Origin of the sequence: Fibrobacter sp. HC4 (assembly GCF_023373925.1) — a bacterium.
Lineage (GTDB): Bacteria > Fibrobacterota > Fibrobacteria > Fibrobacterales > Fibrobacteraceae > Fibrobacter.
In genome coordinates this window covers 24,580-39,851 of the sequence record NZ_JALCZV010000011.1, presented here as the reverse complement: position 1 = coordinate 39,851, position 15,272 = coordinate 24,580, and the positions used below count along the sequence as shown (strand labels likewise).

Here is a 15,272-nt window from a genome sequence, read left to right as displayed (position 1 = left end):
TGTAAGCAACCCCTCGGCCACCCTACCAAAAAAATACTGAATTCCGCCCTGCGGAGACCATTACTTTTATGGACAAAGCACCGAAATTTTTTGGGAAATTAGCATTTTTTTTCGCAGTAGAAGCCGCAAACTTTACAACAAGAGCCCCTAAACCGCATAATCCGCCGAAACAGCCTCAAAACAGCAGATTAGTTTATACAAAAAGTTCCCGGTCATTAACCAGGAACCTTTTAAAAACAGTGAGCATCAAGGACCGATCTTTATCGGCCTTATTTCACTTACAGCGGAATATTAGCGTGCTTCTTCCACAAACGCTTCTGATCCTTAGTCTTCAGAGCGTCGAAGGCACCCACAAGGCGCTTACGTACGTCTTCCGGCTTGATGACTTCGTCAACCACGCCCATGGCAGCGGCAACGTAGGGGTTCATCAATTCGTCTTCGTACTTGGCGATGCAAGCGGCACGTGCGGCAACCGGATCCGGTGCAGCAGTGATTTCCTTCTTGTTGATGATTTCAACAGCACCTTCTGCACCCATCACAGCCACCTGAGCAATAGGCAGAGCGAAGACATAGTCTGCACCCACGTCCTTGGAGTTCATGGCGATGTAAGCACCACCGAAGGCCTTACGGAGAATGAGGGTAACCTTAGGAACGGTTGCTTCGGCAAAGGCGTACAGGAGCTTTGCACCGTGGCGAATAATGCCAGAGTATTCCTGCTTGCTACCAGGCATGTAACCCGGAACGTCTACGAGAGCCAGCAGAGGAATGTTGAAAGCGTCGCAGAAGCGAACGAAGCGGCCAGCCTTGGAGGAACCATCAACATCCAGAGAACCAGCCAGGACCTTGGGCTGGTTAGCAACGATACCGATAACTTCACCGTTCAGGCGAGCGAAACCGATCACCACGTTCTTGCCCCAGTCCTTCTGAACTTCGAAGAAGCTGTCAGCGTCAGCGAAAGCGGCAATCACGGCGCTAACGTCGTAAGCCTGCTTGTAGTTATCCGGAACGATGTCCTGGATAGTTGCGCTCTTATCTTCTGCAGTTTCGCAGGTAGCTTCCTGCTTGTTCAGGAACTTCTTGAAGAGCTTCTTGATGCCCTTTTCGTCAGCCTTTTCTTCCAGCTGTTCTGCAGCAGGAACCGGCTTGCACTTGTTGCCCTGAGGCAGGTAAGAAAGGAGCTTGCGAACGCCTTCCAAAGTCTTTACGTCATCTTCGAACATGAAGTGAGCCACACCGGACTTTGCGGTATGCACCGGAGCGCCACCCAGTTCGGCAGCGGTGATGTTTTCGCCCATGACCTGCTTAACCACAGCGGGGCCAGTGAGGAACATCTGGGAAGTGGACTGAGTCATGAAGATGAAGTCAGACAGAGCCGGAGAATAGCAGGCACCACCAGCACAGGGGCCCATAATCACGGCGATCTGGGGAATAACACCAGAAGCCCAAACGTTACGAGCCATGATAGCGCTATAGCCAGCCAGGGAGAACACGCCTTCGTCAATACGAGCTCCACCAGAGTCGTTCATAGCAACGAACGGGCAACCGGCTTCAACAGCCATGTCCATGACGCGGCAAATCTTTTCGGCATGGCACTGACCGAGAGCGCCACCACCAACGGTAAAGTCCTGAGAAGAAGCGAACACCAGACGGCCATTCACCTTGCCGTAACCGGTAACGACGCCATCACCCAGGATGACCTTGCTTTCCTTGAGAACGCGGTTGCTGGACTTGCGGAGAGCGCCAACTTCCACGAAAGTGCCTGCATCGAACAGCATTTCCATGCGTTCGCGAGCAGTATACTTGCCGGACTGGTGCTGCTTATCGATACGGGCAGCGCCACCAGCAGCCTGAGCCTGGCTCAGGTACTCATTCAGTCTGTTAAGATGTTTTTCGTTCCACATATTGTAAGAACTCCTCGTGTAAAATTTTCGCAAACAAAGATAAAAAACGCTGTAAAAGCGGTCAACAAAAAACGCCATCTTTAGAGTATTTTACTATATTCAGCCTATTCTCATCCGGCATTCGTGCGCGGCCATTAACTCTCTGCTTGCTGCTCGCGGCACTTCGTCTTCAACTTGACCGAAGGAAGGACGCCGCAGGGTACCTGGGAAAGCGCTTCCTGAGTGTGTAACGTAGGGCCCCCGATTTCAACGAAAAATTGAGGTCGGCACCATATCGTTAAACTTTTTCTCAAGAGGTATCCCATGACAGCATTGGGATCACGCGCCGACTTCGGTGTCATTTTGAACCAGGACCTTCCGGAACAGGAAATTCCGGAGCTGCTGCGTCAATCCACTTTCCTTTCCGCGAAGGAGAACACCGCCTTCGTCAGGCTTTTCGAGGACAAGGAAATCCTGATGGACTTCCTGAACGCAGTCCTCCGTCGCAACGACGAGGATGCCATTACAGAGGTTGAGCACATGAACCGCGACCTGGCGGTCATCTACCCCAGCGACGACATCGTCGGTGTCGATGTTCACGCCAAGACCAAGAAGGGCGAATACATCGACGTAGAGATGCAGAGATACGGTCACACTCACTTTAAGGATCGCGTCGTTCTGTACGGAGCCGTCATGGCCGCCGAGGCCCACCGCGAAGAACTTCTTTCCCTTCAGAAGCGCCGCCGCGAGCTCTCCCTCGCAGAACGTTATCGCATGCCCAAGATATACAGCATCTGGATCTGCGAGAACGCCACCGACGGTAACAAGGACTACCGCGACACCTGGGCAATCTATCGCAAGAGCGACCTGGGAAACAAGGACGCCTTGCCCGTAAGCGATGTTTTGAACTATATTTTCATTAAGTTGCCGAAGCTGGAAGCCGCCAAGGACGTTCCCGAAAGGGAGCGGGAATGGATGGACTTCATCAACAACTGCGGCAGCCGCGACGAAATTCCCAGCACCGCCCAGGGCGCCATCCGCGACGCCTACGAGCGGTTGCGCATCCGTAGAACCCCCAAGGAAGTTCTAGAAAGGCAGGCTTTTTCCATGACTACTCAGTACGACATCGACTGTTGCATCGACGACGCCATCAACGAAGGGCATGCAAAAGGCTTTGAAAAGGGACTAGCCGAAGGACACGCAGAAGGCCGTGCTGAAGGTCGTGCTGAAGGCCGTGCTGAAGGTAAGGACGAAGCTCGGACCGAGGCGGTCATCAAGGCTTTAAAGCGAGGCAAGCTCACCCTGGATGAAATCGCAGAAGACAACGATGTTTCGATTGAAAGGGTGCTGGAGATTCAGAAAAACTTATTCCAACAGTAAAATCACAGATAAAGTAACAATCAAAACACCATTCAAAAAAATGCAATGGTGTTTTTTTTGTAAAAAGGGCAATCCTTTGTCGCTTTGATTGTCCTACATTAGCCAACCGCTAGTCCGACTTACGTCGGTCTAGTTAGAGTCCTTGAGACAGCGAACCGACCTTGCGTCGCTCTTGTCGTTCCAGCAGAGGAGTGCGCCCTCGTTAAGGTAGTACAGGACCAAGTCCAAGTGGAAGGCGTTGCTACTACCGTACTCACCTGATGACCAGAAGTAAGCGTCGTAGCCGGCACCGTAGAAATAGCCATCGAGGTTCCTGAAGCCACCGGGGAGCGCGGAGAAACAGTAGGCATCCGATCCGTTGCCGCTAGAGTTCCAGCCGGACAGGGACTTCAGGTACTGGCCAGCGGTAGATGAATAAGCGTCATCAGTATGGCTATAACCGAAGGTTGGGTCTATAAAGTTGATCAACTGTTCGAACTCGTAATGGCTAGGCAAATGCCAGCCGCTGGGGCAGACACCGCGAACAGGATTTGTCGGGTTTAGAGAAGCACCACAGGTTGTACCATAATTACAGCTTGCGTCATTCATGGCAACTTCCCAGGTGTACAGGCGACCGTACTTGGAACAATTACTTGACTCATTGTTATAGCAGCCGCTCCATGCATAGGAGCCCATACTAGACACATTCCCCGGGTCGTAGTTCAAGTTTTCTGCCATCCAAGTCTGGGAGCCAATGGTGACGGTCTTGTACACCTGGCCGTCGCGGGTGTCGGTCATGGTGCCGTAGTCAATGTTCGGATTCAAGTAGGCACAGTTTGCCTTGTCAGCAACAGAGCTGCTACTCTTTGCGGAGGAACTACTTGCAACTGACGACGAGGACTTCGCGGAACTGGACGACGCAACGGAGCTGCTACTCTTTTCGCTGGAGCTGCTCGCTACCGACGACGAGGACTTCGCGGAACTGGACGACGCAACAGAGCTGCTACTCTTTTCGCTGGAGCTGCTCGCTACCGACGACGAGGACTTCGCGGAACTGGACGACGCAACGGAGCTGCTACTTTTTTCGCTGGAGCTGCTCGCTACCGACGACGAAGACTTCGCGGAACTGGACGACGCAACGGAGCTGCCAGATTCCGGGGCGGTGCCCGGGATGACACTTGAAGAAGAACTCGGGAAGACAGAAGAAGACGAGCCAGCCGCTTCGCCAACAGCCCCCCAGACACCTTCTACACATTTCAGTTCGCGGTTTTCTTCATAAAGGTAGGCAGTCAGGCCTTCTCTTGACCCCGTGCAGCCAGGCAAGTTTTCATCAACGTCAACAATCATATCGTAATGAAGCCACTTACGATCCTTACAAACAAAGCCTTCCTTAGTCCCGTCAACAAAGCTAACAGAACCATCCCTACTTTCTGTACAGTTAGGCAAATCATCTTCAGACTCAACGAACGAAGCACTCGAGTCATTATGGCCATTAGACGGTCCATTTGTAGAACCATCATCGCCACAGGCCACAAGACCCATGGCCAGAGCAAAGGCAACAAAGCCGGCCTTAACCGCAACCATTTCAAAAAAATTTATGTTCATCGAATCTACCCCCGAGAACAAGTTTGCATACTCGCTCCATGCGTTAAGTATAACTTAATTTACAGGCCCTTGCCAGAGCCCCTCTCCCCAAACAAGTATTAACGGACTGTACGTCCAAAACCAATCCCACAAACACAAAAAGCCCCCGGCATTCGCCAGGAGCCTTTTACCTAAAAGCACCGAAGGTGCGACCTCATCCCTCAAAGGGACCCTGCAAGGGGACCGGCCTCATTTTCCTAAATAAATGCTTCAATACCTTCGCGGCACTTTTCCCACTGGGGGTTCTTCTTGCACAACAGATCCATCATCTTTTCGTAGGTGGCCGTGTTGGAGAAGCCCTTCCACAGGCGACGTTCCACAGATTCACCGCTATCCTTGTCGATGGTGGTGATGGTGTCGTAGTAGTTGGAGTTATCCTTGAATTCGCTGATGAGGATGCCCTTCAGATCGTCGGTGTAGATCTTGGCGGCATACTTCAGGATAGAATCGTTGAAGTTCAGTTCGTTTTCGACCAGCCATTCGAAGTCCTGGATCGGATCACCGTAGATGAGCCAGTGCTTGAGGGCCAGAGCCACGACCAGGTCCTTGACGGCGCTACGGAAGATGAACTTGTCTTCAAGACGGCCGTTCCAGGTAATGCGGGTCAGCGGATTATCGTCGTTAGCTTCGATAGACACGCCCTTACCCGGGGTCACCTTACGGATCTTGATGGGCAGACGGCTCAGGAGCTGCCATGCCTTGGTGAAGGCGATAGTCTTGCGAACGAAATCGCGTTCCTTTTCGGGAGCCACGCGGACGAAGGCGCCGAAACAACGCTGGTAAAGAGTTTCCTTGTCGAAGATGCAATCAGAAGAACGGCATTCAGAAAGCTTGCCATCCATCATGAACAGGGTCTTTGCAAGTTCCGGACGCATACGGACTTCCAGCTTACGGGTACGAGCCTTCAGGCGGACGCCATCCTTATAGACATAGGTAAAGCCTTCTTCCTGGTAACGCTGCCAGATGAAGAACTGCAGATCGTCTGCAGCGCGCAGGTGGTAGCTGAATACCGGGTTCTGGCGGTTGTTAGCCATGGTCACCTGGTTCAGGAAGCTGTCTGCACCGGGGTACGGCACCACAACCTTCACGAGAACGTAGGGGTTCACCGGCTTCTTGCTCTTCTTGGCGTACTGTTCGTAGGTGAACAGGGACTGAGCACCGTTAATAATCTTGGGGCGTTCAATGAACAGCACCTTCTTGCCGTCACGATCCTTCAGGCGCAGGTCATCGCCGGTAAGGGTCATACCGTTGTGCAGGAACGGGAAGTCGTCCACGTTCACATTCTGGTCGTCGGCGCGTTCCATGGTCTGGAAGGCATCGATAAGGGCTGCGTTGGTATGAGTGAGGTTACCGAGGTAGGTACGGATGTTGGAGCTGACGATAGCCATGTTGTGCTTAGTCTTGAGGCGCTTGCCCAATGCAACATGGTAGTCGAAAATGGTACGGATGGGGCAGAAACCGAGGAAGAGTTCACCGTGATCGCTGGTGAGGTGCAGCGGTTCGGATTCCATGACGATTTCAAGCTTGTCGTCGGCGGAGCGGAAGTCGCGGGTCAGGTCATCGTGTTCGGCAACGATTTCCAGCTTGGCCTTGATTTCGTCCTTCCAGAGGGTAAGCTTACGGCGCATGTCCTTAAGGGTACGTTCCAGTTCGGAGTCGGTAATATCGCGGCTGGCGCGGGTGCGGAGCACGGTGATTTCCAGAGTTTCCATGTAGGGGCGGCTTGCCGGTGCATCGGAATCTTCTTCTTCGGCATCATCGGAAATCTTGTTGACAGCCCAGGGGTCGGCTTCTTCACGGAGAGACATGAAGAACGGATTGGAAGGATCGCTGGTACGGAACACGGCGATCTGCAACTGCTTCAGGTCGGCATTCAGGTGAGCCACAACCTTTTCGAGGGGAGTATCTTCATCCAGGAAGATGAAGAATTCCATAAAGCCCTGGGAGTATTGGAATCCATGGAAGCAACCATTTTCATCCAGGTTTAGGTGCCGAAGTGCCTTGATTCGATCAGTAGGATCGTTAGGGTTAAGACTCAAAAGGCTAGCTACAAATGCTAGACGGCGTTCCTGTGATTTGGTCAATTCCATTTTTTTCCTCAGTATGATACACTAAAAAGTCCGGTACTAATGATGTACCTTCCAATTTGTCATATTTATATATAAAAAATAGCTTCAAATCCCCCCCTTTGAGCACAATTTTCAAAAAACTTTTAATTTTTTTTGAAAAAAATTGACGTTTTCATAAACATTTGAGCACTAATTATAGAAAAACACTCAAATCATTACCTCTAACCGTACGAAAAATGTAAGATGGATTTTAGCATTTTTTCGGCCGATGTCGCTCCAACGCAACTTAAAAATACTATGATTAAAGCTATAGGAGATACGTTATGAATTTGCTCGATGTTATTGCCAAGGCCAAAGCCGACAAGTCCAAATCACTGGATCTGTCGCAGCAGAATATTCGTCTGCTCCCTCCGGAACTGTTCGAACTGGATTCCCTCGAGGAACTGGTTCTAGACCGTAATATGCTGGTAGAACTGCCCGATGACATCGGCAAGCTCAAGAACCTTAAAAAGCTTTCCGTCAGCGAAAACGACCTGATGGAACTTCCCGAAACCATTGGCGAATTGACCCAGCTGGAACACCTGTACCTGGGTTACAACAGTCTGTCTGAACTGCCGGATTCCGTAGGTAACCTCAAGAACCTGCAGCAGGTGAACATCGCCAAGAACCAGCTGCTGGACCTGACCGACAAAATCGGCTCCTGGACCAAGGTGACCAAGCTGAGTCTCCACGACAACATGCTGGCCGAAATTCCCGCATCTCTGGGCAAGCTCTCCAAGCTGAAAAAACTCTATCTTGACAATAACGATCTCACCAGCATCCCCGCCACCCTGGGCAAGCTGGAATCCCTGGAAATTCTCATGATCTCCGGCAACAGCCTGGGAGCAATTCCTTCTGAATTCGGCAACCTCAAGAACCTGAAGGAACTGGTCCTGGACGCAAACCAGCTGGAATCCCTGCCCGAAAGCCTGGCCGAATGCGAAAAGCTGGAAACCATCTCCGTCATGGAAAACCCCATGGAAGGCGGCGTTCCTCGCATCCTGTTGGACAAGAAGAACCTGAAAATCGACCAGTAATCATTAGCTTAGCGATTAAAGGTTAAAGACTAAAGGGTTATGCAGAAGCTTTCTACAGAAACCGGTGTGAAGAACATTCCATCGGTTTTTTCTTTTTTTATCGGTATGCTTATTATCGCCAACCTCTGGGGTTGCGGTGATTTTATGCACCCCGTAGAAAGCACCCCCGCCCCCACAGAGTACACCTACAATTACTGGCTGCTGGAACGGACCTACCTCTTCGAAGAGGAACTGGAAAAACTGGAACCGGAAGGGGATTCCGTTCAAACCCTGTATGAAGTCCTGGACGACCCATTCACCCGATACGTGGCCCCGTCCAAGAGCGAGCAGACTTCCATCTCCATCAACACCAGCATCGTCCCCGGTTCTCTAGGCATGGAATACGTGCTCTACGCTAACCAGCCATACCCCTTGCGCATTAAGCGGGTCTACCCCAATGGCCCTGCAGGGCGCGCAGGAATTCGCCGCTGGGGTTACATCACGGAAGTCAACGGCAAGAGCCTTCTGCAAACCGAGACATTTTCTTATAGCGCTGCCTACAACACCTACGATTCCGTCCTGAATTACAACAAGTCCATTGAATTGAAGGTCGCCTACGAAGACGACACCCTTTCTTACAAGATGGAAAAGGAAGACGTTTACGCCCCCACCGTTTTCGTAGATACCACAATCGACGGAACCATCGTGGTTACCATCACCGAGTTCAAACAAACTACCGCCGACAAGGAAAAGGGATCGTATGGCGAACTGAAAGCCTATCTTGATTCCACGCGGAATTACAGCAAGCCCAGAATACTGGACCTGAGAAACAACCCGGGCGGACATGTAACCCAGTGCGTCAACATGGCGGATCTATTCATAAAGTCCGGACCCATTTCTACCCGAAGCTGGAGAACTTTTAACGGCGACGGGACTCCTGTCAAAAAGTCAAATACATCTAACGCCATTTCCGGAGACGCAGGCGAAGAAGGAAAGTTCCTGGCCCTGGTCAACGGAGGAAGCGCCAGCTGCGCGGAAATCTTTACTGCAGCCATCGCCGAGGGCGCTGGCATCCCTGTTGCCGGCGACACTACCTACGGCAAGGGCATCGGGCAGACCACCTGGAACACCATGGCAGGCGGCCTCGCCATTATCACCAACCTGGAATTTTTGACACCCAAGGGGAACTCCTACCACAAAATCGGAATCATTCCCGACTACCCCTGTCAAAGCGTCGACTTGAATTGCGGCATGAAAGCCCTAGAAAAATATTACGGGAAAAAGTTCTCCGATTCCGAAGACGATAAAGTTTCGAAGAAGGCCATTAGCCCCAGCAAACCATCTATCGGTGGTGCTTTCATAGAAAGTGAAGAACCTTTTCTTATATTTTGAACGTTGGGTTAGAAAGTCTGGGTTAGTTTATTGAGGATGAAATGAAGAACAAAAGTTTATCTATAGCAAGCATTGCTGCGTTGACCATGGGTTTCCTGATGTGGGGCTGTACCGAAAACAGCAGCAGCGCCACAAAGGAAATCACGGACCAGGACAGGGAATCCATCTATTACCAGGAACTCCTGTACAATCATTTTCTGTTAAGCGCCTATTATTACGACGCCCACCTCAAAAATGAACTGAACAGCGATCCCGACGTCTACTTCAAGGTACTCTTTACCGCCGACTTCTCCAAGGGTGCCTGCACATCTCGTTATGCAGACGTCTGCGGCATGTACAACCAGATGAGCGACAGGTACACCCGCTATTACGACCCCGAGTTCTCTGACGGCATCATGAAGGCCCTGACCGAATCTCCAGAAAGCGTGGGTATCGGCGCCGAGGTTGACGTTATCGACAACGCACTGGTATTTACCGAAATCTTCCGCAATTCCCCCGCCTATTTCGCAGGGCTGCAGGAAGGCGACATCATCACCGCGGTAAACTACCGAACCATCACAAGCCAGGCCGATTACGAAGAGGCGATTCAGGGGCAAAAGCTGGACATCATCAAGATTGCATACATCCGCGACGGAGAATCCCACACCGCCGTGATCCAGCTGGACTCATTTAACGCCCCTACAGTCCATCTGGCATACAAAAGCGGCATCCCTGTCATTACCATCGATGAATTTACCGACATTACCGCAAACGAATACGGAACCTATGGAGAATTCCATGAACGCCTCCAGAAGATTGTAGACAACGGCGACAAATCCCTCATCATCGACTTGCGCGACAATGGTGGCGGCACAATCGAACACTGCGAAAATGCATCGGCAGACCTGCTTTCCAAGGGAGAAAAACTGGCCACATTCGTTGAAGCCACCTGGGATTCCGTTCAAAGCGGAATTCAGAACAAGATTGTTCAAAAATTCGACACCACCACGGATTACGCAGAAGTCGACGGCATCGGCAAGGACCTGTATGTGGTATTCCTGGCCAACGAGAATACCGCCAGCTGCTCTGAAATCATGTTGATGAACATTACCAGCAACAAGGCCTCCCCCATTGTAGGAACCACCACCTACGGCAAGGGCATCGGCCAGGGTTATAGCGAAACCTTCGCAGGAGGAATCTTCGGTATTACCGACGCCCACATCTTTGACAAGAACGGGGAAACATACCACTCCTTCGGAATCGAGCCCGACCACCTCATCTACGACCCCGACAAGCAAATGACCAAGGCTGTAGAAATTGCCACCCTAGGCACAGAAAAAAGAACAGCCGGTTACGGCAAGGTCTCTACAGGAAACTTCGACAAGGAAGCCGCCGGAGAAAGCAGCGAGGCAAAGGTTCTTGACCGCGACTATATCCGCCGCGGCGCAGGAAGCTTCAGATTCAAGAAAGTAGCGAATTAGCACCTGTTACAGGTTTCGCATACGGACCATGACGTCCGTCGTATCATTGGCCTTGACCGCAGGAGCGGCCAGGGTCTTTTCAATTTCTCCACGGATTTCGGCAACCTGTTTTTGCAGGCGGCCCAGGCGTTCCCCTTCCAGTCTGGGAGTCGCAATCATGGTCTTGCTGGTGGGATTGATCCAGGCGCCCTTCTCGTTCTTGAAACCGAAGTGCAGATGGGGGCCGGTGCTACGACCGGTGTTACCCACGCGGCCGATAACCTGACGGGGAGCCACCTTGGCACCGACACCTACACCGCGAACAGACAGGTGCATGTACCAGCTCTGGGAATTGTCGCGATGGCGGATTGCAATCTTGTTACCGCTTAAATCATCATAACCCGAAACCACGACCACACCTTCGGCCACGGCATAAACCGGAGTGCCCGTGGGGTTACCATAGTCAATACCGTGATGGCTCTTGCGCTGGCCTGTAATGGGGTGAATTCGGGAGCCATAGGGGCTTGTTACGTGGAGACGGTCCAAGGGGTAACGCAGACCGTCATAGACCAGGGCTTCGCCCTTTTCGGTATAGTGGGCGTTAAAGGAACTCTTGGGATCCGGATCCTCGTAGCGGAAGGCTTCGTGATGGCCCACAATGCGACCGTCGAATTCGGCATAGACCACCTTGCCGCTAATCCAGATAGAATCCTGATAGAACGTCTCTTCCAGAAGGATACGGAACTTGTCGCCGGCACGGGCCAGAGGGAAGGCCACCTTGCACTGGAGCACGCCACTGACGATACCCACCATGCGGCCAGGAATGCCCACCTTGAACAGGGTGCCGTTCAGGGTGCTGCCTTCGGTAAGAGCACCCTCGAAAATAGACATGCGGCGGGTCACCGGCTTTTCGATACGGCTATAGATGTAGCCCGTATCCGTCTTGCTCATCATGTGGATGGTGGCGGGAGAAGTGGCATAGCGGAATCGCTGAACGCTGCCTGTAGAATCCAGGGCGGCAAAGAAGACCTGCCCCACACGCATCTTGGAAAGTTCCACGCTATCCTGCATGCCAAGCACCAACTTGCCGCGTTCCTTTTCGTTAATATGCATGCGGGAAAGCACCTGGAACAAGCCATCGCCAGCACGGACCGTATCATTTTCTACAACCCAGTTTCCGGGAAGCATCTGGGACTGTTCTATAGCCTGATTCAGGGAATCGATTTTGGCCTGAAGGGCGACACCCTCTGCCTGCAACTGCAGGATCTTTTCCTGTTCGTTACAACCCCAAAGGGTGATGACGCAAATGACTACCGCAAATTTTATAAAGAAACGGAACACAAACACCTCGACTATACAAGCTGCATTGTCAAATCTGCGAACCCTCAAAAAGCATCACATAAAATGCAGCTATTTCAGTTAACAAGCGCAAGATAAAAAAAGACCTCTCCCTTTGTTTGGAGAGGTCCTCAAATCATAAAAGATTTCAGCGCAAATTACTGTGCAGCGGCCGGAGCTTCTGCAGCAGCGGCGGGAGCAGCAGCCGGTGCAGCGGCAGCGGGTGCTTCTGCAGCGGGCTTAGCTTCAGCCTTGGGAGCTGCGGGCTTTGCAGCCTTAGCGGCGGGAGCCTTCTTTTCAGCCTTAGCGGGCTTCACTTCAGCCTTTGCTTCTTCCTTTGCGGGTTCAGCCTTGGGTTCGTCAGCAGAGTGGGTGTCGATCAATTCCATTTCGAACACGAGAGTGCTGTTACCCGGAATCTGCGGGCCACGACCACGGGGACCGTAAGCAATATCGCTGGGGATCCATGCGGTAACCTTTTCGCCAACCTTCATGAGCTTCAGCATTTCGGTCCAACCCGGAATCACTGCGCCAATGGGGAATTCCAGAGGTTCGCCACGATCGACGGAGCTATCGAACTTGGTGCCATCCAGGAGAGTACCGGTATAGTGAACCTTGACGATGTGTCCATCGGCAGGAGTTGCACCAGTACCTTCGGTAATTACCTTGTACTGAAGGCCGCTTTCGGTGGTAACGACACCTTCAGCAGTCTTGTTCTGAGCGAGGAAAGCTTCACCAGCAGCCTTGTTGTTGGCGGCAGCGATGCTATCCTTCATTTCCTTTTCCTTCTGACGGGACTGAGAAAGGTCGGTCAGGGTCTGGAAAATAACGGAATCGTTCATCAGGAAGCTTGCGGAATCTTCGTTATAGCGTTCCTTGAAAGCCTGGATAAACACGTCGATGTCCAGATCGATGGAGTCGCGAGTCACCAGCTGGAAGTGAGCCTGGTTACCAAAGTGAGCACCGAGAGCGTAGCTATACTTATCCTTTTCAGTAACGAGAGCAGTCTTTTTTGCGGGAGCGGAACCCTGGCACAGCTGATCACAACCAGTCATAGCAAGAGCAATTGCACCTGCAGCAAGAAGCATTTTTTTGTTCATTTCATTCCTCTTTTTTTGTTAGACGAGTGGAAAAATAACAAAATGCGGCTTCAAAAGACAATCTGTAACGCATTTTTACCAAAAGATTTTCATATATTGCACTTTATTAAAAAAGTAAGGAATTTATATGTGTGGAATTGTCGCGTATATTGGGCAAAGTGAGGCTTTACCGATTCTAGTTGGCGGTCTAAAGAAGCTAGAATACCGTGGTTACGACAGTTCGGGCGTCGCCCTCATCGACAATGATGAAATCAGCACTGTTCGCGCATCGGGCAAAATTTCGGCATTGGAAGCTAAGCTCAAGGCCACCCCTGTAAGCGGAAGCATCGGTATCGCCCACACACGCTGGGCCACCCACGGCGCCCCCACCGAACAGAACGCCCACCCCCACCAGAGCTTTGACGGCAAGATTTCCATTGTCCATAACGGCATTATCGAAAACTATGCCTCCCTGAAGAAGCGTCTCCAGGCAGACGGCATCCTGTTCAAGTCCGAAACAGACACCGAAGTGGTGACTCACCTGATTGCAAAGTTCTACAAGGGCAACCTGAAGGAAGCGGTTCTCAAGGCCCTCTCCCTCATCGAAGGAACTTTCGGCCTGGCCGTCATCTGCAAGGATGAGCCCAATACTCTGATTGGCGCACGTCGCGGTAGCCCCCTGATTCTCGGTATCGGTCAGAACGAATTCTTCCTGGCCAGTGACGTTTCCGCCATCATCAGCCACACCCAGAAGGTGGTCTATCTGGACGACAACGACGTGGTGGAAATCCATCGTGAAAAGTACAACCTGCTGAACACCCAGAGCCAGCCGGTTCAGCACGAAGTCCAGGATGTGGAATTCGATGCGGACTCCATCGCCAAGGGCGGCTTCGCCCACTTCATGCTGAAGGAAATTTTTGAACAGCCCGAAGTGCTCCGCAACACCATGCGCGGACGCCTCCTGTGCGCCGAAGGCAACGCAAAGCTTGCAGGCCTCGACACCAACATCCGCGAGCTCCGCAACATCAACCGCATTATCATTACCGCCTGCGGTACCAGCTATTATGCCGGCATGGTTGGCGAATACATGATCGAAGATCTGGCAGGCGTTCCTGTTGAAGTGGAATACGCTTCCGAGTTCCGCTACCGCAACCCCATCATTAAGCCGGGCACCCTGGTGCTGGCCATTTCACAGTCCGGTGAAACCGCCGATACCTTGGCCGCATTGAAGGAAGCCCAGCAGAAGGGAGCCACCGCTCTTGCCATCTGTAACGGCGTTGGTTCTACCATCGCCCGTACAAGCGACGGTGGCGTTTATCTGCACGCCGGTCCCGAAATCGGTGTGGCAAGTACCAAGGCATTTACTTCCCAGGTGACCGTTCTTGCCATGATTGCATTGCTGTTGGGCCGTCAGCGTCGCCTCAGCTTTGAAAGCGGTGCAGATATCGTCAAGGCCATGCAGGAATTGCCGGAACAGGTGGAACAGACCCTCAAGCTTTCGGACCAGATTGCAGGCATCGCCCAGAAGTATGTAAAGGCAAACAACTTCCTTTATCTGGGACGCCACTACAACTACCCTGTTGCTATGGAAGGCGCTCTGAAGTTGAAGGAAATCAGCTACATCCATGCCGAAGGCTACCCCGCTGCCGAAATGAAGCACGGCCCCATCGCCCTGATCGACGAAAACATGCCCGTGGTGGTCATCGCCCCCAAGGACGCCCTCTTTGACAAGGTTATCAGTAACGTCCGTGAAATCAAGGCCCGAGACGGTAAGGTTATCGCCATCACGACCGACGATTGCCACCCGCTGGATGAAATCGCCGACCATCTGATCAAGGTTCCCAAGACCATCAGCATGCTGATGCCGATCCTCACCTGCATTCCCCTGCAGCTCATGGCTTACCACATTGCCGTGCTCCGCGGAAACGACGTGGACCAGCCCCGCAACCTGGCCAAGAGCGTGACTGTGGAATAATCCGCAGGGTCTCAAAAGTTTGCAAAGAAGCCTCCAGGATTT

At 52.1% G+C, this 15,272-nt stretch carries 10 protein-coding genes; 5 read left to right on the top strand and 5 right to left on the bottom strand.

Translation table 11 applies throughout. From position 1 onward, the window contains the following. Positions 1 to 278 precede the first annotated feature (278 nt). Entirely contained in the window at positions 279 to 1,901 is a 1,623-nt protein-coding gene (locus MMG03_RS08615; protein WP_073158779.1) for an acyl-CoA carboxylase subunit beta, read from the bottom strand. A 303-nt stretch (positions 1,902 to 2,204) separates the two neighbouring features. Between MMG03_RS08615 and MMG03_RS08610 the strand changes: the two genes are divergently transcribed. Then, entirely contained in the window at positions 2,205 to 3,260 is a 1,056-nt protein-coding gene (locus MMG03_RS08610; RefSeq protein ID WP_249506108.1) for a PD-(D/E)XK nuclease family transposase, read from the top strand. 129 nt (positions 3,261 to 3,389) lie between these two features. Here the strand turns inward: MMG03_RS08610 and MMG03_RS08605 are convergent, their stop codons facing one another. Both MMG03_RS08605 and MMG03_RS08600 read right to left on the bottom strand, forming a co-directional pair. Beyond that, positions 3,390 to 4,844: a fibrobacter succinogenes major paralogous domain-containing protein gene (locus tag MMG03_RS08605; protein ID WP_249506107.1), complete on the bottom strand. Its 1,455-nt coding sequence runs from the start codon at positions 4,842 to 4,844 to the stop codon at positions 3,390 to 3,392. A 236-nt stretch (positions 4,845 to 5,080) separates the two neighbouring features. Next, entirely contained in the window at positions 5,081 to 6,973 is a 1,893-nt protein-coding gene (locus MMG03_RS08600) for an AIPR family protein (protein WP_073158767.1), read from the bottom strand. A gap of 302 nt (positions 6,974 to 7,275) precedes the next feature. On the opposite strand from MMG03_RS08600, the gene MMG03_RS08595 reads away from it, so the two are divergent. The 3 genes from MMG03_RS08595 to MMG03_RS08585 are packed head-to-tail and all read left to right on the top strand — an operon-like array spanning position 7,276 to position 10,859. Continuing rightward, a complete protein-coding gene (locus MMG03_RS08595; protein WP_073158764.1) occupies positions 7,276 to 8,028 on the top strand; it encodes a leucine-rich repeat domain-containing protein in 753 nt (250 codons plus the stop codon). 39 nt (positions 8,029 to 8,067) lie between these two features. Further along, on the top strand, positions 8,068 to 9,399 hold the full coding sequence (locus tag MMG03_RS08590) for a S41 family peptidase (protein ID WP_249506106.1): 1,332 nt from the start codon (positions 8,068 to 8,070) through the stop codon (positions 9,397 to 9,399). 41 nt (positions 9,400 to 9,440) lie between these two features. Next, positions 9,441 to 10,859 carry a S41 family peptidase gene (locus MMG03_RS08585; RefSeq protein WP_249506105.1) on the top strand — a complete coding sequence of 473 codons (1,419 nt, stop codon included), beginning with the start codon at positions 9,441 to 9,443 and terminating at the stop codon, positions 10,857 to 10,859. Positions 10,860 to 10,865: 6 nt separating this feature from the next. On the opposite strand, the gene MMG03_RS16110 is transcribed toward MMG03_RS08585, so the two are convergent. Continuing rightward, positions 10,866 to 12,179 carry a M23 family metallopeptidase gene (locus tag MMG03_RS16110; protein WP_249506104.1) on the bottom strand — a complete coding sequence of 438 codons (1,314 nt, stop codon included), beginning with the start codon at positions 12,177 to 12,179 and terminating at the stop codon, positions 10,866 to 10,868. A gap of 155 nt (positions 12,180 to 12,334) precedes the next feature. Further along, positions 12,335 to 13,276, bottom strand: a complete 942-nt coding sequence (locus MMG03_RS08575; protein ID WP_083538093.1) for an FKBP-type peptidyl-prolyl cis-trans isomerase — start codon at positions 13,274 to 13,276, stop codon at positions 12,335 to 12,337. A gap of 127 nt (positions 13,277 to 13,403) precedes the next feature. Here MMG03_RS08575 and glmS point away from each other — a divergent pair, with 127 nt between their 5' ends. Then, positions 13,404 to 15,230: a glutamine--fructose-6-phosphate transaminase (isomerizing) gene (glmS, locus tag MMG03_RS08570; protein ID WP_249506103.1), complete on the top strand. Its 1,827-nt coding sequence runs from the start codon at positions 13,404 to 13,406 to the stop codon at positions 15,228 to 15,230. Positions 15,231 to 15,272 lie beyond the last annotated feature (42 nt).